At 38.3% G+C, this 22,179-nt stretch carries 18 protein-coding genes and 3 pseudogenes; 16 read left to right on the forward strand and 5 right to left on the reverse strand.

Annotation, left to right across the window (positions count from 1 at the left end; genetic code table 11):
* Entirely contained in the window at positions 1-939 is a 939-nt protein-coding gene (repM, locus tag ABLC00_RS18585) for a replication initiation protein RepM (RefSeq protein ID WP_002046604.1), read from the forward strand.
* A 4,719-nt stretch (positions 940-5,658) separates the two neighbouring features.
* On the opposite strand, the gene ABLC00_RS18590 is transcribed toward repM, so the two are convergent.
* The gene (locus tag ABLC00_RS18590; protein WP_001067790.1) at positions 5,659-6,363 is read right to left on the reverse strand and encodes an IS6-like element IS1008 family transposase; all 705 of its coding nucleotides are present in this window, start codon (positions 6,361-6,363) and stop codon (positions 5,659-5,661) included.
* 65 nt (positions 6,364-6,428) lie between these two features.
* On the opposite strand from ABLC00_RS18590, the pseudogene ABLC00_RS18595 reads away from it, so the two are divergent.
* Positions 6,429-7,496: pseudogene (locus ABLC00_RS18595) on the forward strand (ISNCY family transposase); the annotation flags it as partial.
* A gap of 134 nt (positions 7,497-7,630) precedes the next feature.
* Here the strand turns inward: ABLC00_RS18595 and ABLC00_RS18600 are convergent.
* Positions 7,631-7,999, reverse strand: a pseudogene (locus ABLC00_RS18600) (IS1-like element ISAba3 family transposase); the annotation flags it as partial.
* Positions 8,000-8,079: 80 nt separating this feature from the next.
* Here ABLC00_RS18600 and ABLC00_RS18605 point away from each other — a divergent pair.
* From ABLC00_RS18605 to ABLC00_RS18635, 7 genes and pseudogenes are all read left to right on the forward strand, one after another.
* On the forward strand, positions 8,080-8,922 hold the full coding sequence (locus ABLC00_RS18605; RefSeq protein ID WP_002002480.1) for a carbapenem-hydrolyzing class D beta-lactamase OXA-58: 843 nt from the start codon (positions 8,080-8,082) through the stop codon (positions 8,920-8,922).
* Positions 8,923-9,012: 90 nt separating this feature from the next.
* Positions 9,013-9,719: pseudogene (locus ABLC00_RS18610) on the forward strand (IS1 family transposase).
* Positions 9,720-9,892: 173 nt separating this feature from the next.
* Positions 9,893-10,720 (forward strand): AraC family transcriptional regulator, encoded by an 828-nt coding sequence (locus ABLC00_RS18615; RefSeq protein ID WP_000073658.1) that lies wholly within the window; start codon positions 9,893-9,895, stop codon positions 10,718-10,720.
* A gap of 49 nt (positions 10,721-10,769) precedes the next feature.
* Positions 10,770-11,375 (forward strand): LysE family translocator, encoded by a 606-nt coding sequence (locus ABLC00_RS18620; RefSeq protein WP_000447788.1) that lies wholly within the window; start codon positions 10,770-10,772, stop codon positions 11,373-11,375.
* 134 nt (positions 11,376-11,509) lie between these two features.
* Complete coding sequence (locus tag ABLC00_RS18625) at positions 11,510-12,835, forward strand: ISNCY family transposase (protein ID WP_008942541.1); 1,326 nt, start codon at positions 11,510-11,512, stop codon at positions 12,833-12,835.
* A 255-nt stretch (positions 12,836-13,090) separates the two neighbouring features.
* Positions 13,091-13,378 carry a BrnT family toxin gene (locus ABLC00_RS18630; RefSeq protein ID WP_000438825.1) on the forward strand — a complete coding sequence of 96 codons (288 nt, stop codon included), beginning with the start codon at positions 13,091-13,093 and terminating at the stop codon, positions 13,376-13,378.
* Complete coding sequence (locus ABLC00_RS18635) at positions 13,365-13,679, forward strand: BrnA antitoxin family protein (protein WP_004728120.1); 315 nt, start codon at positions 13,365-13,367, stop codon at positions 13,677-13,679. Before ABLC00_RS18630 ends, ABLC00_RS18635 begins: the two co-directional genes overlap by 14 nt.
* 88 nt (positions 13,680-13,767) lie before the next feature.
* Here the strand turns inward: ABLC00_RS18635 and ABLC00_RS18640 are convergent, their stop codons facing one another.
* Positions 13,768-14,298 carry a hypothetical protein gene (locus ABLC00_RS18640; protein WP_000172759.1) on the reverse strand — a complete coding sequence of 177 codons (531 nt, stop codon included), beginning with the start codon at positions 14,296-14,298 and terminating at the stop codon, positions 13,768-13,770.
* Between the two features lie 148 nt (positions 14,299-14,446).
* Here ABLC00_RS18640 and ABLC00_RS18645 point away from each other — a divergent pair, with 148 nt between their 5' ends.
* Together ABLC00_RS18645 and ABLC00_RS18650 are read left to right on the forward strand one after the other, a co-directional pair.
* Complete coding sequence (locus tag ABLC00_RS18645) at positions 14,447-14,749, forward strand: type II toxin-antitoxin system RelE/ParE family toxin (protein WP_000286964.1); 303 nt, start codon at positions 14,447-14,449, stop codon at positions 14,747-14,749.
* Entirely contained in the window at positions 14,750-15,031 is a 282-nt protein-coding gene (locus tag ABLC00_RS18650) for an addiction module antidote protein (RefSeq protein WP_000985609.1), read from the forward strand.
* A 90-nt stretch (positions 15,032-15,121) separates the two neighbouring features.
* Here ABLC00_RS18650 and ABLC00_RS18655 read toward each other — a convergent pair whose 3' ends face one another.
* Together ABLC00_RS18655 and ABLC00_RS18660 are read right to left on the reverse strand one after the other, a co-directional pair.
* On the reverse strand, positions 15,122-16,447 hold the full coding sequence (locus ABLC00_RS18655; RefSeq protein ID WP_008942541.1) for an ISNCY family transposase: 1,326 nt from the start codon (positions 16,445-16,447) through the stop codon (positions 15,122-15,124).
* 150 nt (positions 16,448-16,597) lie between these two features.
* The gene (locus ABLC00_RS18660) at positions 16,598-17,017 is read right to left on the reverse strand and encodes an SMI1/KNR4 family protein (RefSeq protein WP_001180106.1); all 420 of its coding nucleotides are present in this window, start codon (positions 17,015-17,017) and stop codon (positions 16,598-16,600) included.
* A 178-nt stretch (positions 17,018-17,195) separates the two neighbouring features.
* Here ABLC00_RS18660 and ABLC00_RS18665 point away from each other — a divergent pair, with 178 nt between their 5' ends.
* The 5 genes from ABLC00_RS18665 (at position 17,196) to ABLC00_RS18685 (ending at position 22,138) form a co-directional block, all read left to right on the forward strand.
* The gene (locus ABLC00_RS18665; protein WP_008942541.1) at positions 17,196-18,521 is read left to right on the forward strand and encodes an ISNCY family transposase; all 1,326 of its coding nucleotides are present in this window, start codon (positions 17,196-17,198) and stop codon (positions 18,519-18,521) included.
* 123 nt (positions 18,522-18,644) lie between these two features.
* Positions 18,645-18,965: a type II toxin-antitoxin system RelE/ParE family toxin gene (locus tag ABLC00_RS18670; protein WP_000897307.1), complete on the forward strand. Its 321-nt coding sequence runs from the start codon at positions 18,645-18,647 to the stop codon at positions 18,963-18,965.
* Positions 18,958-19,230, forward strand: a complete 273-nt coding sequence (nadS, locus tag ABLC00_RS18675) for a NadS family protein (protein ID WP_000369781.1) — start codon at positions 18,958-18,960, stop codon at positions 19,228-19,230. The genes ABLC00_RS18670 and nadS overlap by 8 nt, the downstream gene beginning before the upstream one ends.
* Positions 19,231-19,722: 492 nt before the next feature.
* On the forward strand, positions 19,723-21,198 hold the full coding sequence (gene msr(E), locus ABLC00_RS18680; RefSeq protein ID WP_000052512.1) for an ABC-F type ribosomal protection protein Msr(E): 1,476 nt from the start codon (positions 19,723-19,725) through the stop codon (positions 21,196-21,198).
* A gap of 55 nt (positions 21,199-21,253) precedes the next feature.
* Positions 21,254-22,138 (forward strand): Mph(E) family macrolide 2'-phosphotransferase, encoded by an 885-nt coding sequence (locus ABLC00_RS18685; RefSeq protein ID WP_000155092.1) that lies wholly within the window; start codon positions 21,254-21,256, stop codon positions 22,136-22,138.
* Positions 22,139-22,179: the final 41 nt, after the last annotated feature.

Raw genomic sequence — 22,179 nt, forward strand, 5'->3', positions numbered from 1 at the left:
ATGAGTAACATAGTATATAAAGATAATAATTTGGTTGAAGCATCGTATTCACTAAATCTATCTGAGCAAAGGCTAATATTAATTGCGATCATTGCTGCTCGAGAAATTGAGAAAGAACTTACTTCTGATACTATACTTACGATTCATGCTTCTGAATACATGAAACAGTTTAATTTAGGACGTCAAGCATCTTATGAAGCGTTACAATCTGCATGTGATAATCTTTTTGAACGGCATTTGAATTATAAAGCAGTAGATCCTATAACTGGAAAAATAGGAATATACAAAAGTAGGTGGGTTTCAAAAGTTGGTTATGTTAAGGAAGAGGGATGCGTCCAACTAATTTTTGCACCAGATATTATCCCCTTATTTGTAAAACTTGAAGAAAAGTTCACAAGATATGAACTTAAACAAATCTCACCACTTACAAGCATTTATGCTATTCGCCTGTATGAGTTACTCATACGTTGGAGATCAACTGGTAAGTTATATATTTCTATAGATGAGCTTAGATCAAAACTCGGATTGATAGAAGATGAATATAAAAAGATGGGAGACTTTAAAAAAAGGGTTCTTACCGTAGCTTTAAATCAAATTAACAAATTTACGGATATTACTGTTTCTTATATACAAAAAAAGGAGGGAAGAAATATTTCAGAATTACATTTCATGTTTGAAGAAAAAGAACAAAATAAAACGAGTACAAGTGCTCCTTTAGAGCCAACTTATAAATTGACAGCTAAGCAATGTATATTCTTTGCTAAAAAGCTATGTGATATTACTAACTATCCAAAATTTGGTAATGATTTCGCACATCGTGGAGAGACTCTAGAAGACTTTCAGGAAAGGATATCAAGTGATCTTCTTGATAGCGATAATGTTAGAAAGTATTTTTCTTATTTGTTAGAAGTTGGTTATGCTCCTAAATACAAGAAGTAACCCTTTAGTTAATTGTCACTTTAAACAAAAGACCACGCCCTCTCATACTAAGTTTTTAATTAAGATTGCTTTCATGTGATTTTAATATGAATTAGCATAAGTTACATAACTTATGCTGGTTAAGTAACCACCTATCCTGCCTTTATAATTTATTGCTGCAGTTCTCATCATCATTGGAATAAGTGGACAAATTCCTGACATGGAAATTGCAGCGAGATTGGCTAAAGTTACTGCGCTGATTATCAGCCGAGATGTCGTTATTGATTATGCCTTATACGGAACTCCAGAATTAGCCCTCGTTGCGAACAACAAAGCCAGAAATCCTGCAGTTCCGCGGACGCTGATAAGTAGACAGATTCCTGACACGGAATACTATAACTTACATCACTTAAATAGGATGCATAAGTTATGCAAGTTACGCCACTTAAATAAGTTAAGGCGCTAAAGCGATAAAAGCTACATGATGGCCAGTACTGAGCACTGGCGATCTAAGTCAATGCTGCAGTTCTCATCATCATTGGAATAAGTGGACAAATTCCTGACATGGAAATTGCAGCGAGATTGGCTAAAGTTACTGCGCTGATTATCAGCCGAGATGTCGTTATTGATTATGCCTTATACGGAACTCCAGAATTAGCCCTCGTTGCGAACAACAAAGCCAGAAATCCTGCAGTTCCGCGGACGCTGATAAGTAGACAGATTCCTGACACGGAATACTATAACTTACATCACTTAAATAGGATGCATAAGTTATGCAAGTTACGCCACTTAAATAAGTTAAGGCGCTAAAGCGATAAAAGCTACATGATGGCCAGTACTGAGCACTGGCGATCTAAGTCAATGCTGCAGTTCTCATCATCATTGGAATAAGTGGACAAATTCCTGACATGGAAATTGCAGCGAGATTGGCTAAAGTTACTGCGCTGATTATCAGCCGAGATGTCGTTATTGATTATGCCTTATACGGAACTCCAGAATTAGCCCTCGTTGCGAACAACAAAGCCAGAAATCCTGCAGTTCCGCGGACGCTGATAAGTAGACAGATTCCTGACACGGAATACTATAACTTACATCACTTAAATAGGATGCATAAGTTATGCAAGTTACGCCACTTAAATAAGTTAAGGCGCTAAAGCGATAAAAGCTACATGATGGCCAGTACTGAGCACTGGCGATCTAAGTCAATGCTGCAGTTCTCATCATCATTGGAATAAGTGGACAAATTCCTGACATGGAAATTGCAGCGAGATTGGCTAAAGTTACTGCGCTGATTATCAGCCGAGATGTCGTTATTGATTATGCCTTATACGGAACTCCAGAATTAGCCCTCGTTGCGAACAACAAAGCCAGAAATCCTGCAGTTCCGCGGACGCTGATAAGTAGACAGATTCCTGACACGGAATACTATAACTTACATCACTTAAATAGGATGCATAAGTTATGCAAGTTACGCCACTTAAATAAGTTAAGGCGCTAAAGCGATAAAAGCTACATGATGGCCAGTACTGAGCACTGGCGATCTAAGTCAATGCTGCAGTTCTCATCATCATTGGAATAAGTGGACAAATTCCTGACATGGAAATTGCAGCGAGATTGGCTAAAGTTACTGCGCTGATTATCAGCCGAGATGTCGTTATTGATTATGCCTTATACGGAACTCCAGAATTAGCCCTCGTTGCGAACAACAAAGCCAGAAATCCTGCAGTTCCGCGGACGCTGATAAGTAGACAGATTCCTGACACGGAATACTATAACTTACATCACTTAAATAGGATGCATAAGTTATGCAAGTTACGCCACTTAAATAAGTTAAGGCGCTAAAGCGATAAAAGCTACATGATGGCCAGTACTGAGCACTGGCGATCTAAGTCAATGCTGCAGTTCTCATCATCATTGGAATAAGTGGACAAATTCCTGACATGGAAATTGCAGCGAGATTGGCTAAAGTTACTGCGCTGATTATCAGCCGAGATGTCGTTATTGATTATGCCTTATACGGAACTCCAGAATTAGCCCTCGTTGCGAACAACAAAGCCAGAAATCCTGCAGTTCCGCGGACGCTGATAAGTAGACAGATTCCTGACACGGAATACTATAACTTACATCACTTAAATAGGATGCATAAGTTATGCAAGTTACGCCACTTAAATAAGTTAAGGCGCTAAAGCGATAAAAGCTACATGATGGCCAGTACTGAGCACTGGCGATCTAAGTCAATGCTGCAGTTCTCATCATCATTGGAATAAGTGGACAAATTCCTGACATGGAAATTGCAGCGAGATTGGCTAAAGTTACTGCGCTGATTATCAGCCGAGATGTCGTTATTGATTATGCCTTATACGGAACTCCAGAATTAGCCCTCGTTGCGAACAACAAAGCCAGAAATCCTGCAGTTCCGCGGACGCTGATAAGTAGACAGATTCCTGACACGGAATACTATAACTTACATCACTTAAATAGGATGCATAAGTTATGCAAGTTACGCCACTTAAATAAGTTAAGGCGCTAAAGCGATAAAAGCTACATGATGGCCAGTACTGAGCACTGGCGATCTAAGTCAATGCTGCAGTTCTCATCATCATTGGAATAAGTGGACAAATTCCTGACATGGAAATTGCAGCGAGATTGGCTAAAGTTACTGCGCTGATTATCAGCCGAGATGTCGTTATTGATTATGCCTTATACGGAACTCCAGAATTAGCCCTCGTTGCGAACAACAAAGCCAGAAATCCTGCAGTTCCGCGGACGCTGATAAGTAGACAGATTCCTGACACGGAATACTATAACTTACATCACTTAAATAGGATGCATAAGTTATGCAAGTTACGCCACTTAAATAAGTTAAGGCGCTAAAGCGATAAAAGCTACATGATGGCCAGTACTGAGCACTGGCGATCTAAGTCAATGCTGCAGTTCTCATCATCATTGGAATAAGTGGACAAATTCCTGACATGGAAATTGCAGCGAGATTGGCTAAAGTTACTGCGCTGATTATCAGCCGAGATGTCGTTATTGATTATGCCTTATACGGAACTCCAGAATTAGCCCTCGTTGCGAACAACAAAGCCAGAAATCCTGCAGTTCCGCGGACGCTGATAAGTAGACAGATTCCTGACACGGAATACTATAACTTACATCACTTAAATAGGATGCATAAGTTATGCAAGTTACGCCACTTAAATAAGTTAAGGCGCTAAAGCGATAAAAGCTACATGATGGCCAGTACTGAGCACTGGCGATCTAAGTCAATGCTGCAGTTCTCATCATCATTGGAATAAGTGGACAAATTCCTGACATGGAAATTGCAGCGAGATTGGCTAAAGTTACTGCGCTGATTATCAGCCGAGATGTCGTTATTGATTATGCCTTATACGGAACTCCAGAATTAGCCCTCGTTGCGAACAACAAAGCCAGAAATCCTGCAGTTCCGCGGACGCTGATAAGTAGACAGATTCCTGACACGGAATACTATAACTTACATCACTTAAATAGGATGCATAAGTTATGCAAGTTACGCCACTTAAATAAGTTAAGGCGCTAAAGCGATAAAAGCTACATGATGGCCAGTACTGAGCACTGGCGATCTAAGTCAATGCTGCAGTTCTCATCATCATTGGAATAAGTGGACAAATTCCTGACATGGAAATTGCAGCGAGATTGGCTAAAGTTACTGCGCTGATTATCAGCCGAGATGTCGTTATTGATTATGCCTTATACGGAACTCCAGAATTAGCCCTCGTTGCGAACAACAAAGCCAGAAATCCTGCAGTTCCGCGGACGCTGATAAGTAGACAGATTCCTGACACGGAATACTATAACTTACATCACTTAAATAGGATGCATAAGTTATGCAAGTTACGCCACTTAAATAAGTTAAGGCGCTAAAGCGATAAAAGCTACATGATGGCCAGTACTGAGCACTGGCGATCTAAGTCAATGCTGCAGTTCTCATCATCATTGGAATAAGTGGACAAATTCCTGACATGGAAATTGCAGCGAGATTGGCTAAAGTTACTGCGCTGATTATCAGCCGAGATGTCGTTATTGATTATGCCTTATACGGAACTCCAGAATTAGCCCTCGTTGCGAACAACAAAGCCAGAAATCCTGCAGTTCCGCGGACGCTGATAAGTAGACAGATTCCTGACACGGAATACTATAACTTACATCACTTAAATAGGATGCATAAGTTATGCAAGTTACGCCACTTAAATAAGTTAAGGCGCTAAAGCGATAAAAGCTACATGATGGCCAGTACTGAGCACTGGCGATCTAAGTCAATGCTGCAGTTCTCATCATCATTGGAATAAGTGGACAAATTCCTGACATGGAAATTGCAGCGAGATTGGCTAAAGTTACTGCGCTGATTATCAGCCGAGATGTCGTTATTGATTATGCCTTATACGGAACTCCAGAATTAGCCCTCGTTGCGAACAACAAAGCCAGAAATCCTGCAGTTCCGCGGACGCTGATAAGTAGACAGATTCCTGACACGGAATACTATAACTTACATCACTTAAATAGGATGCATAAGTTATGCAAGTTACGCCACTTAAATAAGTTAAGGCGCTAAAGCGATAAAAGCTACATGATGGCCAGTACTGAGCACTGGCGATCTAAGTCAATGCTGCAGTTCTCATCATCATTGGAATAAGTGGACAAATTCCGGCACTGTTGCAAATAGAGATTTGAGTCGATGAAGTTCCTTTTTAAAAGTGCTTAGAGACCGAAAACCCTGTTGATTAGACACACTTCACCTTGAGGCTGACCATAATAAAATGACGATGCTTGTCCTTTACGTAGTGCACGCATGACTTCAATACCTTTAATTGTGGCATAAGCCGTCTTCATAGATTTGAATCCTAATGTGGCCCTGATGATCCGCTTTAACTTACCATGATCACATTCAATGACATTATTTTTATACTTAATCTGCCTGTGCTCAATATCTACTGGACATTTTCCTTCTCGCTTTAACCGTGATAAAGCATGGCCATAGGTCGCTGCTTTATCTGTATTGATGACCCGTGGAATTTGCCATTTTTTCACCGTATTGAAGATTTTTCCTAAAAAACAATAGGCTGATTTACTGTTCCGTCTAGCGGAAAGGTAAAAGTCAATCGTATGACCACGTTGATCAACTGCACGATACAGGTAAGTCCATCGCCCCTTCACTTTGATATAAGTCTCATCCATATGCCATGAATGTAAATCTGTAGGATTACGCCAATACCAGCGTAAGCGTTTTTCCATTTCTGGAGCATAACGCTGAACCCAACGATAAATTGTGGTGTGGTCAACATTCACACCCCGTTCAGCGAGCATTTCTTGAAGTTCACGATAGCTGATGCCATATTTACAATACCAACGAACAGCCCAAAGAATGATTTCACCTTGAAAGTGCCGACCATGGAAGGGATTCATCTGCTGTATCTCGAAATAAATAAGATATTTAGCTTATCATGTCAGCCTATTTGCAACAGTGCCCTTTAGCGCATGAAAAGCTCACCACCGTTCATGGCTTTGATATTTCAGTGGAAACACTGCGTTCCTGGATGATTGCAGCCGATTTATGGATTCCTCGCGCCAAGCGTCTGAAACGCCCGTATCAGCCTCGTTATAACCGGGACTGTTATGGTGAACTGATCCAAATCGATGGCTCACACCATGACTGGTTTGAAGGTCGAGCCCCTAAATGCTGTCTGCTGGTATTTATCGATGATGCCACAGGAAAATTGCAGCATTTACGCTTCTGTGAATCAGAATCAGCCTTTGACTATATGATTTCAACACGTTTGTATATTGAGCAGCATGGTAAGCCGTTGGCATTTTACAGCGATAAACATTCAGTCTTCAGGGTGAATCAAAGCAGTAAGAAAGACACCAAGATTACCCAGTTTGGGCGCGTACTCAGCACCCTGAATATCGATATTATCTTCGCTAATTCACCACAGGCCAAAGGCCGTGTAGAACGGGCCAATAGAACGCTTCAGGACCGTCTGATCAAAGAAATGCGCCTGGAAGGCATCTGTTCGATTGAGCAAGCGAATGCCTGGCTACCCTGCTTCATTGAGCAGTTCAATCAGAAGTTCGCCAAGATGGCTTTTAATCCCAAGGATTTACACCGGACTGTTACTGAAACTGCTGAGGAGTTAGATGATGTTTTTACTTGGCGTGAACCCCGCAGAGTCACGAATAGCCTGACGATTACTTATGATAAATGCGTATATCTCCTGGAAAACACGGAAGAAAACCAAAGATTGATTGGTAAGTATCTTGAGTTCCTAGAATACCCGGATGGTACAGTCGCAATTGAATATCAGGGAAGAAAAATCAATTACAGCATCTTCGATAAATTAAGTCAGCTTAACCAGCGAGAGATTGTTGAGAATAAACGTTTAGGTGCTGTTCTCAATCATATTCAACAACAGCATGAAGAATTGGAACAGCAATACAAACGCAATCGTTCTCAATCTATGCCAAAAAGACGTGCACAGAAAACAGCAATTCAACAACGAAATCTGAATCCTGTGCTTGACTTGGAAATGTCTGTATAGGACATTTCTATTTGGTTTTAAGATAGGACATTTCTACTTTGGAATAACAGAGAGTGTTAGAACCCATTTAAAGTGTCTATATTCTCACCAATAAAAATGTCCGGTTTCTCCGAGGTAAAATATGACTTTTGAACAAAAATAAGCCATTGTTTATTCTTTTTATTTCCAACAAAATTCCAGAACTCATCTACTTCGAGAGATTCATAATGACTTTGCTGAGGCTGAATTTCATAGGTTGATTCAGTTAAAGTACGTAAAACTTTACCGATACTGATGCGCTCAACTTCAGCAATATCTCGTATACCGCTGCCTCTGACCATCAACTGTAATATTTTACGAGTAATACCTGACTTACATCCTAGATAGCTCAGTGCATGATCACCAATAAACTGACGTTTACAGTCTTTGCACTGATAGTTTTGTTTCCCATCTACTTTGATACCATTTTTCTTTATACTATCACTGAGGCAGGTTGGACATTTGATTGCTAGAGTTATTTGCATTTCTCTATTTTATCAAAATCCAATCGGCTTTTTCTTCAGCATACTTTTTGAAACACTACCAAATTTTAAAGTTGTATATCATGAAATTATTAAAAATATTGAGTTTAGTTTGCTTAAGCATAAGTATTGGGGCTTGTGCTGAGCATAGTATGAGTCGAGCAAAAACAAGTACAATTCCACAAGTGAATAACTCAATCATCGATCAGAATGTTCAAGCGCTTTTTAATGAAATCTCAGCTGATGCTGTGTTTGTCACATATGATGGTCAAAATATTAAAAAATATGGCACGCATTTAGACCGAGCAAAAACAGCTTATATTCCTGCATCTACATTTAAAATTGCCAATGCACTAATTGGTTTAGAAAATCATAAAGCAACATCTACAGAAATATTTAAGTGGGATGGAAAGCCACGTTTTTTTAAAGCATGGGACAAAGATTTTACTTTGGGCGAAGCCATGCAAGCATCTACAGTGCCTGTATATCAAGAATTGGCACGTCGTATTGGTCCAAGCTTAATGCAAAGTGAATTGCAACGTATTGGTTATGGCAATATGCAAATAGGCACGGAAGTTGATCAATTTTGGTTGAAAGGGCCTTTGACAATTACACCTATACAAGAAGTAAAGTTTGTGTATGATTTAGCCCAAGGGCAATTGCCTTTTAAACCTGAAGTTCAGCAACAAGTGAAAGAGATGTTGTATGTAGAGCGCAGAGGGGAGAATCGTCTATATGCTAAAAGTGGCTGGGGAATGGCTGTAGACCCGCAAGTGGGTTGGTATGTGGGTTTTGTTGAAAAGGCAGATGGGCAAGTGGTGGCATTTGCTTTAAATATGCAAATGAAAGCTGGTGATGATATTGCTCTACGTAAACAATTGTCTTTAGATGTGCTAGATAAGTTGGGTGTTTTTCATTATTTATAAGAATTAGAAGTTTGAGGTTAATCTATTTTTGGTAGTGTTTCAAAAAGTATGCTGAAGAAAAAGCCGATTGGATTTTGATAAAATAGAGAAATGCAAATAACTCTAGCAATCAAATGTCCAACCTGCCTCAGTGATAGTATAAAGAAAAATGGTATCAAAGTAGATGGGAAACAAAACTATCAGTGCAAAGACTGTAAACGTCAGTTTATTGGTGATCATGCACTGAGCTATCTAGGATGTAAGTCAGGTATTACTCGTAAAATATTACAGTTGATGGTCAGAGGCAGCGGTATACGAGATATTGCTGAAGTTGAGCGCATCAGTATCGGTAAAGTTTTACGTACTTTAACTGAATCAACCTATGAAATTCAGCCTCAGCAAAGTCATTATGAATCTCTCGAAGTAGATGAGTTCTGGAATTTTGTTGGAAATAAAAAGAATAAACAATGGCTTATTTACGCCTATCATCGAGAAACAGGTGAAATTGTTGCTTATGTTTGGGGTAAACGAGATTTAGCTACAGTCTAACAATTGAAGACAAAGCTTAAACAATTAGATATTCACTACACCCGAATTGCAAGTGATCATTGGGACAGTTTCATCACTGCTTTTAAAAATGGTAAGCAAAGTATTGGTAAATTTTTTACTGTAGGTATTGAAGGCAATAATTGCAAAATAAGGCATAGAATTAGGCGTAGCTTCAGAAGAAGCTGTAATTTTTCAAAAAAGCTTGAAAACCATTTTAAAGCTTTTGATTTAGCCTTCTTTTCTTTTACATCAATAATGGCTTCATTTAAAGGCAGCATACTTTTTGAAGCACCACCAAAATTTTATGTTAAGTAGAGACTAAAAATGCCCTTGATTAAGGGCTTACAAGGGCATTTTGTATAAGGTGTATTATGTTAATTTTAGAATTTCTTCATTAGATAATTTTTGATAAGCTAAATCCATTAGGACTAATTAAGTAAATATGAGCAATTGGGTCAATGTCACACAGGATAAGTCTACAGGTATAGAACTAATTCATGCCCACTTCAAAGGCTTTGCATACGATCCTCATCTACACTCAAGTTATCTTATAGGGGTAACAGAGTTAGGACATCAACAATTCAATTGTAGAAAAAAAATTATTGATAGCTATCAAGGTCAAACTTTCATGCTTGAACCTGAAGAAGTTCATGATGGTAATGCACCAGATCCTCTCGGCTTCACTTATAAAATGATGCATTTAGATCCAGCATGGTTAAAAAAAAGCTATGAAGGAATATTTAATGAGCCTATCGAACTTGCTATCGAATCAACCCTACGTTCTGATCCTCAACTTTCACATTTGATACTTTCAACCTACAATATATTGAATAACAATGAATCTCAATTGATGAAAGATACGTATTTAGATCTTTTATTAGAAAACTTAGTAAATAAAAAAATTTTATATAAACGTGAAAAGTCTATCCAGACATTACCTAATATTGCATTAAAGCTAAAAGAAATTTTACATGAAAGTCTCTTTCATGATTTAGACTTACAAACACTCTCAACATTGGTGAAAACAGATCGTTTTTATATTAACCGTGTATTTAAAAAAAACTTTAACTGTTCTCCACATCAATATCTGATCCAACTCCGTTTAAATAAGGCAAAAGAATTGTTAAGAAAAGGATTATCAGCAACAACTGTTGCTTCATATCTTTGTTTTTCTGATCAAAGTCATCTAGGTCGATGGTTTAAACGTTGTTATGGCATAACATTGAATCAATATCAAAAAGCGTGCACAAATGTTCTAGATATATCTTGAAGATATTTATCAAACTAGCCAAATAGTTTATTAATTTTTGGATTTTATTTTGGAAACGATTTTAGCTTTTTGTGCCTTTTCTTTTGTTGCATCAATTACTCCTGGACCAACCAATTTCCTTATTCTTAGTACAAGTCATCAATTCAGTATTAAAAAAACATTAGGCTTAATCTTCGGTGGAAGTATTGGTGCTGCATCATTAGTCTTAATTACAGGACTTGGAATTGGTACAACACTCAATGAATACCCCAAGATTCAATTAATATTAAGTTTCACTGGCGGCATTTGGTTAAGCTATATTGGATGGAAAATTTTTAATTATAGACCTGATCTAGAATCTAAAATCCAAAATCAAAATAAGAAAAATGGTTTTTTTACAGGCTTCTTTTTACAGTTTATCAACCCTAAAAGCTGGTTGATGGCTATTGCTGTTATTACTGTTTATACAGCACAACTAGCTAACTACTATCAGTCACTCATTCTATTTTCATTCATCTTTATGCTGATTTCTCTACCTTGTTTATTTATTTGGGCTTATTTAGGAAAAATCACAAAAAAAATACTTTCTACAGCTCATCATATGGTGCTCTTTAATCGAGTATTAGGTACTGTTTTACTTATTTCAGTATGGTATCCAATATTGCATGCTATTTAACATAATGGGCGTTATACGAAAGCACAATGTAAGCCCAAAATAGAAATGTCCGGTTTCTCCAAAGTAAAAATGTCCGCTTTTAGAATATGCGCTTTTGCAATTTCCTTAGCGGACGGTTTGATATGTTGGTGTCTATGTCGGATAAAGAACTTAAACGATTGTCGGTCTTGCAAGAAATCTGTGATCAACGTATAACTCAATCCCAGGCTGCTCAGCTACTTCATATCTCAGAACGTCACATCAGACGCTTACTGCAGAAATACAAAGCTCAAGGTCCCGCTGCATTAGCCCATGCCGGTCGTGGCCAAATCAGCAATTCTAAACTTCCTGAAGAACTCAGACTTAAGTGTCTCAATATTGTTTCAGATCAACTTTATGGTTTCGGACCCACTTTAGCGCATGAAAAGCTCACCACCGTGCATGGATTCGATCTTTCAGTAGAAACCCTGCGTTCCTGGATGATTGCAGCCGATTTATGGATCCCTCGCTGCAAGCGCCTGAAACGACCATATCAGCCTCGTTATAACCGAGATTGTTATGGTGAATTGATCCAAATTGATGGCTCACACCATGATTGGTTTGAAGGTCGAGCACCTAAATGCTGTCTGCTAGTATTCATCGATGATGCCACAGGAAAATTGCAGCATTTACGCTTCTGTGCGTCAGAGTCAGCCTTTGACTATATGATTTCGACACGTTTATATATCGAACAGCATGGTAAGCCATTGGCATTTTACAGTGACAAACATTCAGTTTTTAGGGTGAATCAAAGTAGCAAGAAAGACACCAAGATTACCCAGTTTGGACGTGTTCTGAGCACTCTCAATATCGATATCATTTTCGCTAACTCCCCTCAAGCCAAAGGTCGTGTAGAACGAGCGAATAGAACACTTCAGGATCGTCTGATTAAGGAGATGCGTCTAGAAGGCATCAGTTCAATTGCAGATGCCAATAAGTGGCTGCCGTGCTTTATTGAGCAATTTAATCGTAAATTCGCCAAGATGGCTTTTAATTCCAAGGATCTACATCGGCCTATCGCTGAAACAGCCGAAGAATTAGATGATGTTTTTACCTGGCGTGAACCCCGCAGGGTCACGAACAGCTTGACGATTACTTATGATAAATGCGTATATATCTTGGAAAACAGCGAAGAAAATCAAAGATTGGGCGGCAAGTATCTTGAGTTCCTGGAATATCCGGATGGTACTGTAGCCATTGAATATCAGGGAAGAAAAATCAATTACAGCATCTTTGATAAATTAAGTCAGCTCAACCAGCGAGAGATCGTTGAGAATAAACGTTTGGGTTCTGTGCTGGCACATATTCAACAACAGCATGAACAACTGGAACACCAAAACAAACGCAATCGTTCTCAAAAGATGCCACGTAGACAAGCACAGAAAACAGCGATTGAACAACGAAATCTAAATCCTGTGCTTGACTTGGAAATGTCCATATAGGACATTTCTATTTGGTTATTAGGTAGGACATTTCTACTTGGGAATAACACACAAATTGAAAAATATAAAAATCAAAAACTTATGATATAAATTATTTGCTCGATGATGTTCAAAAGCCGACTTGGAAACAAGTCGGCTTTTTTATGAGCAGTTTTGATAGTTCTTGCCAATAAATTTGACTAAAAATTACGCTTCTCAACTTGAGTTATACAATTTTGTGATACATTATTGTATATACAAATTTGAATGTTTTTTATGGAACAGTATTTTGAATGGGATGAGGCTAAGAATCGAAAGAATCAGAAAAAGCATGATATCTCTTTCGAAACTGCAAGCCTTGTTTTTGAAGATCCATTACGGATCTCAATCCAAGACAGACATACCGATGGTGAAGAACGTTGGCAAACCATTGGACGAGTTAAAGGCGTACTAATGTTATTGGTGGCTCACACCATTTTTGATGAAGATGACTGTGAAATCATACGAATCATTAGTGCAAGGCAAGTGACTAAAGCGGAGCGAAACAAATATGAGCATGGTTAGATACTCACGCAAAGAGCTGAATGAGAAATTTGGTGAGAAGCAAGATGCTGAAATTCAACGCTTGCTTGCTAAAGGCACGGTTCCTGATGATCAGCTAGATCTATCAGATATTCCTGAAATTACCGATTGGAGCAGTGCTGTACGCCAAAATCAATTTTACCGCCCAGTGAAGCAACAAACTTCAATTCGGTTAGATGCTGATGTACTTGCTTGGTTCAAAGCACAAGGCAAAGGTTATCAAACACGAATGAATGAAATTTTACGGGATGCTATGCTGAAAGAATTAAAAAATCATCAATAAAAATGGGAGCTTAAGCTCCCATTTTTGACTTCGCATAACGCCCATTATGTTAATTTTAGTTTTCCTTAATACGACAAAAATATCTACTTCATTTCACGAGAATTTCTTTTGCTAAAAGTTCTTCTTTCGTTACACCGAAATATCTTATTTCTAATTTAGGCCTGCCTAACATCTTTAAAAGATTGTTTTCATCATTTATATTTTTTATAGCTTTGCTTACACAATCAATTACGTCATTAGTTTTAGAAATAGCTTCTTTTTCAGATACTTGATCGCTTACTTTTCGAGATATTAAGTCATCAAAATATATCCTATATTCTTCACAAACTAGATAAAAATAAGGGTCTAATCTATCTAAATCATATTCAGATTCAAAGGGTTTACGATCTAATAAATCTTTTTCAGGATAAATAATCAATTGTCCTGCATCGAACCAAAACTCCACAGAAAAATTATCAAACTCAATTCCATTTAAATCATTACTAAAATTTTGAAAATACTGTAATAAAAGATTTTCTATATCCTCTAAAAACTCTTTATTCTTAATATCAAATATTAAAGATTCATTAGAAATAGCTTTGATACAATCTTCTTGAATATCTAACCCCTTTAAAGTCATTTTTACTCCATTTAAATTTTTAGGTTTTGGTGCATTAAGAATTTTGATTAACTTAACATAATGGCGGTTATACGAAATTCACCGTTTCGAGCCCCAAATATCAAGTTTATTTCTTGCATAAATGTATCCTATAGGATACATTCTACTTATGTACTCAATATATACCACTGAAGTCTTTGATGACTGGTTCACCAAGTTAAAAGACCAGCAGGCAAAAAGACGCATACAAGTCCGAATTGATCGGGTTGAAGATGGAAACTTTGGAGATACTGAGCCGGTCGGTGAAGGTGTTTCTGAATTACGTTTCTTCTTTGGGCCAGGCTATAGGATTTATTACTGCAAGCAAGGGCAAAGGGTTGTTATTCTTTTAGCAGGCGGAGATAAGTCTACGCAAAGTAAAGATATAAAACTTGCCCTGCAATTGGCACAAGATTTAGAGGAGGAGCTATAAATGGCTATTAAACTTCGCAAATGGGACAGTGCTGAGCATCTTAAAACAGAGGATGATATGCAGGCTTACTTACAAGCATGTATTGAAGAATCTAATGGCGATGCCGCATTCATTGCAAAGGCTTTAGGTAACATTGCAAAAGCTAAAGGAATGGCTCAATTATCACGAGATACAGGCTTAGGCCGAGAAAGTCTTTATAAAGCACTTTCTGGTGATGTTAACCCTAGTTTTGATACTGTGATTAAAGTTGTAAAAGCACTGAATTTACGCTTAGCAATTTAAAAAAAGTTATTAAAAAATGGAGCTTTAGGCTCCATTTTTTATGTTATTCCCAAGTAGAAATGTCCTACCTAATAACCAAATAGAAATGTCCTATATGGACATTTCCAAGTCAAGCACAGGATTTAGATTTCGTTGTTCAATCGCTGTTTTCTGTGCTTGTCTACGTGGCATCTTTTGAGAACGATTGCGTTTGTTTTGGTGTTCCAGTTGTTCATGCTGTTGTTGAATATGTGCCAGCACAGAACCCAAACGTTTATTCTCAACGATCTCTCGCTGGTTGAGCTGACTTAATTTATCAAAGATGCTGTAATTGATTTTTCTTCCCTGATATTCAATGGCTACAGTACCATCCGGATATTCCAGGAACTCAAGATACTTGCCGCCCAATCTTTGATTTTCTTCGCTGTTTTCCAAGATATATACGCATTTATCATAAGTAATCGTCAAGCTGTTCGTGACCCTGCGGGGTTCACGCCAGGTAAAAACATCATCTAATTCTTCGGCTGTTTCAGCGATAGGCCGATGTAGATCCTTGGAATTAAAAGCCATCTTGGCGAATTTACGATTAAATTGCTCAATAAAGCACGGCAGCCACTTATTGGCATCTGCAATTGAACTGATGCCTTCTAGACGCATCTCCTTAATCAGACGATCCTGAAGTGTTCTATTCGCTCGTTCTACACGACCTTTGGCTTGAGGGGAGTTAGCGAAAATGATATCGATATTGAGAGTGCTCAGAACACGTCCAAACTGGGTAATCTTGGTGTCTTTCTTGCTACTTTGATTCACCCTAAAAACTGAATGTTTGTCACTGTAAAATGCCAATGGCTTACCATGCTGTTCGATATATAAACGTGTCGAAATCATATAGTCAAAGGCTGACTCTGACGCACAGAAGCGTAAATGCTGCAATTTTCCTGTGGCATCATCGATGAATACTAGCAGACAGCATTTAGGTGCTCGACCTTCAAACCAATCATGGTGTGAGCCATCAATTTGGATCAATTCACCATAACAATCTCGGTTATAACGAGGCTGATATGGTCGTTTCAGGCGCTTGCAGCGAGGGATCCATAAATCGGCTGCAATCATCCAGGAACGCAGGGTTTCTACTGAAAGATCGAATCCATGCACGGTGGTGAGCTTTTCATGCGCTAAAGTGGGTCCGAAACCATAAAGTTGATCTGAAACAATATTGAGACACTTAAGTCTGAGTTCTTCAGGAAGTTTAGAATTGCTGATTTGGCCACGACCGGCATGGGCTAATGCAGCGGGACCTTGAGCTTTGTATTTCTGCAGTAAGCGTCTGATGTGACGTTCTGAGATATGAAGTAGCTGAGCAGCCTGGGATTGAGTTATACGTTGATCACAGATTTCTTGCAAGACCGACAATCGTTTAAGTTCTTTATCCGACATAGACACCAACATATCAAACCGTCCGCTAAGGAAATTGCAAAAGCGCATATTCTAAAAGCGGACATTTTTACTTTGGAGAAACCGGACATTTCTATTTTGGGCTTACATTTTAATTTCGTATAAGGTGTATTATGTTAATTTTAGAAATTCTTAATTTCCATCTATCCAAACTTGCTTGATCCAATCTGCTAAATCTTCCCACTGCTCATCGCTATATCCATCTGCTGTCCAATATCTAATTTTATGATTAGGAGATAGGCAATAATAACTACCATTATCTTCACAAATAGGTAGCCAATCTTCTGGCAGACCTTGCTCCCTAGCATCATTTAATATCTGAGATAGCCCTCGATAGCATTCTTTCTCATCTGTAAGAGACGCTAATTCAATTGTTCCATAAAAGATATTGCTAATCTCTTTCAAAACTTTTTTATAATCTTTTGGAAAAATAAAACCTATTTTTCGTTCATAAGCAGATATGAAAATATCATCAGGTAGTTCTATGTTTAGACGACTATTCCCAGATAGTTCTTTTAATTCTTGAATAATGTTATCAAGCTTATTTTGCATATACATTCTGCTCTATCGCATTAAAGTTCTTACTACAATTTAACATAATGGCTGTTATGCGAAACGAGATCTGTAAGCCCAAAATAGAAATGTCCGGTTTCTCCAAAGTAAAAATGTCCGCTTTTAGAATATGCGCTTTTGCAATTTCCTTAGCGGACGGTTTGATATGTTGGTGTCTATGTCGGATAAAGAACTTAAACGATTGTCGGTCTTGCAAGAAATCTGTGATCAACGTATAACTCAATCCCAGGCTGCTCAGCTACTTCATATCTCAGAACGTCACATCAGACGCTTACTGCAGAAATACAAAGCTCAAGGTCCCGCTGCATTAGCCCATGCCGGTCGTGGCCAAATCAGCAATTCTAAACTTCCTGAAGAACTCAGACTTAAGTGTCTCAATATTGTTTCAGATCAACTTTATGGTTTCGGACCCACTTTAGCGCATGAAAAGCTCACCACCGTGCATGGATTCGATCTTTCAGTAGAAACCCTGCGTTCCTGGATGATTGCAGCCGATTTATGGATCCCTCGCTGCAAGCGCCTGAAACGACCATATCAGCCTCGTTATAACCGAGATTGTTATGGTGAATTGATCCAAATTGATGGCTCACACCATGATTGGTTTGAAGGTCGAGCACCTAAATGCTGTCTGCTAGTATTCATCGATGATGCCACAGGAAAATTGCAGCATTTACGCTTCTGTGCGTCAGAGTCAGCCTTTGACTATATGATTTCGACACGTTTATATATCGAACAGCATGGTAAGCCATTGGCATTTTACAGTGACAAACATTCAGTTTTTAGGGTGAATCAAAGTAGCAAGAAAGACACCAAGATTACCCAGTTTGGACGTGTTCTGAGCACTCTCAATATCGATATCATTTTCGCTAACTCCCCTCAAGCCAAAGGTCGTGTAGAACGAGCGAATAGAACACTTCAGGATCGTCTGATTAAGGAGATGCGTCTAGAAGGCATCAGTTCAATTGCAGATGCCAATAAGTGGCTGCCGTGCTTTATTGAGCAATTTAATCGTAAATTCGCCAAGATGGCTTTTAATTCCAAGGATCTACATCGGCCTATCGCTGAAACAGCCGAAGAATTAGATGATGTTTTTACCTGGCGTGAACCCCGCAGGGTCACGAACAGCTTGACGATTACTTATGATAAATGCGTATATATCTTGGAAAACAGCGAAGAAAATCAAAGATTGGGCGGCAAGTATCTTGAGTTCCTGGAATATCCGGATGGTACTGTAGCCATTGAATATCAGGGAAGAAAAATCAATTACAGCATCTTTGATAAATTAAGTCAGCTCAACCAGCGAGAGATCGTTGAGAATAAACGTTTGGGTTCTGTGCTGGCACATATTCAACAACAGCATGAACAACTGGAACACCAAAACAAACGCAATCGTTCTCAAAAGATGCCACGTAGACAAGCACAGAAAACAGCGATTGAACAACGAAATCTAAATCCTGTGCTTGACTTGGAAATGTCCATATAGGACATTTCTATTTGGTTATTAGGTAGGACATTTCTACTTGGGAATAACAGAGATCTACCAGCTCTCGTTTTTTGTTATGGAAACTGCTAAAATTCAAATACGCCATTGACGTATAAAGAGTCCATGTTATTTATTGAAACCAGCATCTTTACCAAGCAAATTAAAGACCTTGTATCTGATGAGGAATATCGTCAACTTCAGCAAGATCTTTTGGTACAGCCTGATAGAGGTGACCTAATCAAGAATGGCGGTGGTATTCGCAAAGTACGTTGTGCTCAAGGTAACAAAGGGAAAAGTGGTGGGATACGGGTGATTTATTATTGGGTCACCGAGGATGATCAGATCTTTTTCTTAGTGGCTTATCCAAAATCAGTAAAAGATAATTTAACAGATAAGGAAACCGCCATTCTGCACCAACTCGTGAAGGAGCAATTTCATGGATAACAACTTATTTGATGACTTGGTTGCTTCAATCAAAGAAGCTGGAGCTATCAAACGTAAAGAAGTTAAAGCAAGCCGAGTTACAGAACTCGAATTGCCTGATATTAAAGAAGTACGTGAAAAAACTGGCTTGAGCCAAAATGAATTTGCTGCACGTCTACATATTAGCCCCCGTACCCTGCAAAATTGGGAACAGGGACGACGCTATCCAACTGGACCAGCAGCTACATTGATTCGAATTTTAGATGCTCACCCAAGCCTTATTTGAAAAAATTACTTAAAAAATGGGAGCTTAAGGCTCCCATTTTTATTTCGTATAAGGTGTATTATGTTAATTTTAGAAAATCTTCACTACTATTATTTTAAAATAAGCCTTATATCCAAGCATAAAACAAGGTTGTCTAGACTTCTTTTAACAGTAAAGTTATCATAAAACTGAATTTTATTTTTTAGGTAAGTTTATGCATTCTATCCGCATTCGTTAAGACACAACTATTTGCATAGTGACACTATTTTATAATGGTGGGCTTTTGTTGTGTCTTTAAGAATATATGCGGATATATAAAGTAAAAGTATGCTTAATTTATAAGTATGCTTTTAGTGCATAGTTTCCAGTTATAACTTAATTGACTAGCTATTTGTCCACCCTGTGGATGAATAGCTTTTTTTTTGGGAGGACACTGTGATGCTAGCTTTTGTTTTCACCTAAATCCTGTTTGCTGCATAAAAAATTTCAAGAGCTAAACAGGAGTAAATAAAAATGAGTTTAATTATTAAAGCGAGAAACATACGCTTGGATTATGCTGGGCGTGATGTTTTGGATATTGATGAATTGGAAATTCACTCTTATGACCGTATTGGTCTTGTGGGTGATAACGGAGCAGGAAAGAGTAGTTTACTCAAAGTACTTAATGGCGAAATTGTTTTAGCCGAAGCGACATTACAGCGTTTTGGTGATTTTGCACATATCAGCCAACTGGGCGGAATCGAAATAGAAACGGTCGAAGACCGGGCAATGTTATCTCGCCTTGGTGTTTCCAATGTACAAAACGACACAATGAGTGGCGGAGAGGAAACTCGTGCAAAAATTGCTGCCGCATTTTCCCAACAAGTACATGGCATTCTAGCGGATGAACCAACCAGCCACCTTGATCTCAATGGAATAGATCTACTTATTGGTCAACTTAAAGCATTTGATGGAGCATTACTTGTTATCAGTCATGACCGATATTTTCTTGATATGGTTGTAGACAAGATATGGGAGTTAAAAGACGGTAAAATTACGGAATATTGGGGTGGTTACTCGGATTACTTGCGTCAAAAAGAAGAAGAGCGACAACACCAAGCCGTAGAATATGAGCTGATGATGAAGGAACGGGAGCGATTAGAATCTGCTGTGCAAGAAAAACGCCAGCAAGCTAATCGATTAGACAATAAGAAAAAAGGAGAAAAATCCAAAAACTCTACCGAAAGTGCTGGACGACTTGGGCATGCAAAAATGACTGGCACCAAGCAAAGAAAACTGTATCAGGCAGCTAAGAGTATGGAAAAGCGTTTGGCTGCATTAGAAGATATTCAAGCACCAGAGCATTTGCGTTCTATTCGTTTTCGTCAAAGTTCAGCCCTAGAACTGCACAATAAGTTCCCGATTACGGCAGATGGTCTGAGCTTAAAATTTGGTAGCCGTACTATCTTTGATGACGCTAACTTTATAATACCGCTTGGCGCTAAAGTCGCTATAACTGGATCGAATGGAACAGGGAAAACGTCCTTGTTAAAAATGATATCAGAACGTGCTGATGGATTAACCATATCTCCAAAAGCTGAAATTGGCTACTTTACACAAACAGGATATAAATTTAACACGCATAAATCTGTGCTCTCCTTTATGCAGGAAGAGTGCGAGTACACAGTTGCGGAAATTCGTGCAGTATTGGCTTCAATGGGGATCGGAGCGAATGATATTCAAAAAAACTTATCCGACTTATCGGGAGGTGAAATCATCAAACTGCTTTTATCCAAAATGCTTTTAGGAAAATATAATATTTTGCTTATGGATGAACCAGGAAACTATCTTGACCTAAAAAGTATTGCCGCATTAGAAACAATGATGAAGTCCTATGCAGGAACTATTATCTTCGTATCTCATGACAAGCAATTGGTCGATAATATTGCTGACATTATCTACGAGATCAAAGACCACAAAATCATCAAGACTTTTGAGAGAGATTGTTAATGATAGCCAATCTAATCCGAACATTAATTATTGAACTCTTTAAAGGAAATTAAAAATGACAATTCAAGATATTCAATCACTTGCTGAAGCACACGGCTTGTTGCTTACGGACAAAATGAATTTCAATGAAATGGGCATTGATTTTAAGGTCGTTTTTGCTCTTGATACAAAGGGGCAACAATGGTTGCTGCGTATTCCTCGTCGTGATGGCATGAGGGAACAAATCAAGAAAGAAAAACGCATTTTAGAATTGGTAAAAAAACATCTTTCTGTAGAGGTTCCTGATTGGAGAATTTCATCTACAGAATTAGTGGCTTATCCCATACTTAAAGATAATCCTGTTTTAAATTTGGATGCTGAAACCTATGAAATAATTTGGAATATGGACAAAGATAGCCCGAAATACATAACATCTTTGGCAAAAACCTTATTTGAAATCCATAGTATTCCTGAAAAAGAAGTTCGGGAAAATGATTTGAAAATTATGAAACCTTCAGATTTAAGACCTGAAATAGCAAACAATTTGCAGTTAGTAAAATCTGAAATTGGTATAAGTGAGCAATTGGAAACCCGCTACAGAAAATGGTTGGATAATGATGTTCTATGGGCAGATTTCACCCAATTTATACATGGCGATTTATATGCTGGGCATGTACTAGCTTCAAAGGATGGAGCTGTTTCAGGCGTTATTGATTGGTCAACAGCCCATATAGATGACCCAGCGATTGATTTTGCTGGGCATGTAACTTTGTTTGGAGAAGAAAGCCTCAAAACTCTAATCATCGAGTATGAAAAACTAGGGGGTAAAGTTTGGAATAAACTATATGAACAGACTTTAGAAAGAGCAGCGGCCTCTCCTTTGATGTATGGTTTATTTGCCTTAGAAACTCAAAATGAAAGCCTTATCGTTGGAGCAAAAGCTCAGTTGGGAGTTATATAATTTAAAAATATGATTGCTGAGAACTGCCTTGTTTTGAAACT

The organism is Acinetobacter nosocomialis (assembly GCF_041021905.1).
Taxonomy (GTDB): Bacteria; Pseudomonadota; Gammaproteobacteria; order Pseudomonadales; family Moraxellaceae; genus Acinetobacter; species Acinetobacter nosocomialis.

Excerpts from the sequence above, each read along its gene's own strand:
- repM (WP_002046604.1), top strand. The coding sequence starts at position 1 with ATGAGTAACATAGTATATAAAGATAATAATTTGGTTGAAGCATCGTAT.
- ABLC00_RS18590 (WP_001067790.1), bottom strand. The coding sequence starts at position 6,363 with ATGAATCCCTTCCATGGTCGGCACTTTCAAGGTGAAATCATTCTTTGG.
- ABLC00_RS18605 (WP_002002480.1), top strand. The coding sequence starts at position 8,080 with ATGAAATTATTAAAAATATTGAGTTTAGTTTGCTTAAGCATAAGTATT.
- ABLC00_RS18615 (WP_000073658.1), top strand. The coding sequence starts at position 9,893 with ATGAGCAATTGGGTCAATGTCACACAGGATAAGTCTACAGGTATAGAA.
- ABLC00_RS18625 (WP_008942541.1), top strand. The coding sequence starts at position 11,510 with ATGTCGGATAAAGAACTTAAACGATTGTCGGTCTTGCAAGAAATCTGT.
- ABLC00_RS18630 (WP_000438825.1), top strand. The coding sequence starts at position 13,091 with ATGGAACAGTATTTTGAATGGGATGAGGCTAAGAATCGAAAGAATCAG.
- ABLC00_RS18635 (WP_004728120.1), top strand. The coding sequence starts at position 13,365 with ATGAGCATGGTTAGATACTCACGCAAAGAGCTGAATGAGAAATTTGGT.
- ABLC00_RS18640 (WP_000172759.1), bottom strand. The coding sequence starts at position 14,298 with ATGACTTTAAAGGGGTTAGATATTCAAGAAGATTGTATCAAAGCTATT.
- ABLC00_RS18645 (WP_000286964.1), top strand. The coding sequence starts at position 14,447 with ATGTACTCAATATATACCACTGAAGTCTTTGATGACTGGTTCACCAAG.
- ABLC00_RS18650 (WP_000985609.1), top strand. The coding sequence starts at position 14,750 with ATGGCTATTAAACTTCGCAAATGGGACAGTGCTGAGCATCTTAAAACA.
- ABLC00_RS18655 (WP_008942541.1), bottom strand. The coding sequence starts at position 16,447 with ATGTCGGATAAAGAACTTAAACGATTGTCGGTCTTGCAAGAAATCTGT.
- ABLC00_RS18660 (WP_001180106.1), bottom strand. The coding sequence starts at position 17,017 with ATGCAAAATAAGCTTGATAACATTATTCAAGAATTAAAAGAACTATCT.
- ABLC00_RS18665 (WP_008942541.1), top strand. The coding sequence starts at position 17,196 with ATGTCGGATAAAGAACTTAAACGATTGTCGGTCTTGCAAGAAATCTGT.
- ABLC00_RS18670 (WP_000897307.1), top strand. The coding sequence starts at position 18,645 with ATGTTATTTATTGAAACCAGCATCTTTACCAAGCAAATTAAAGACCTT.
- nadS (WP_000369781.1), top strand. The coding sequence starts at position 18,958 with ATGGATAACAACTTATTTGATGACTTGGTTGCTTCAATCAAAGAAGCT.
- ABLC00_RS18685 (WP_000155092.1), top strand. The coding sequence starts at position 21,254 with ATGACAATTCAAGATATTCAATCACTTGCTGAAGCACACGGCTTGTTG.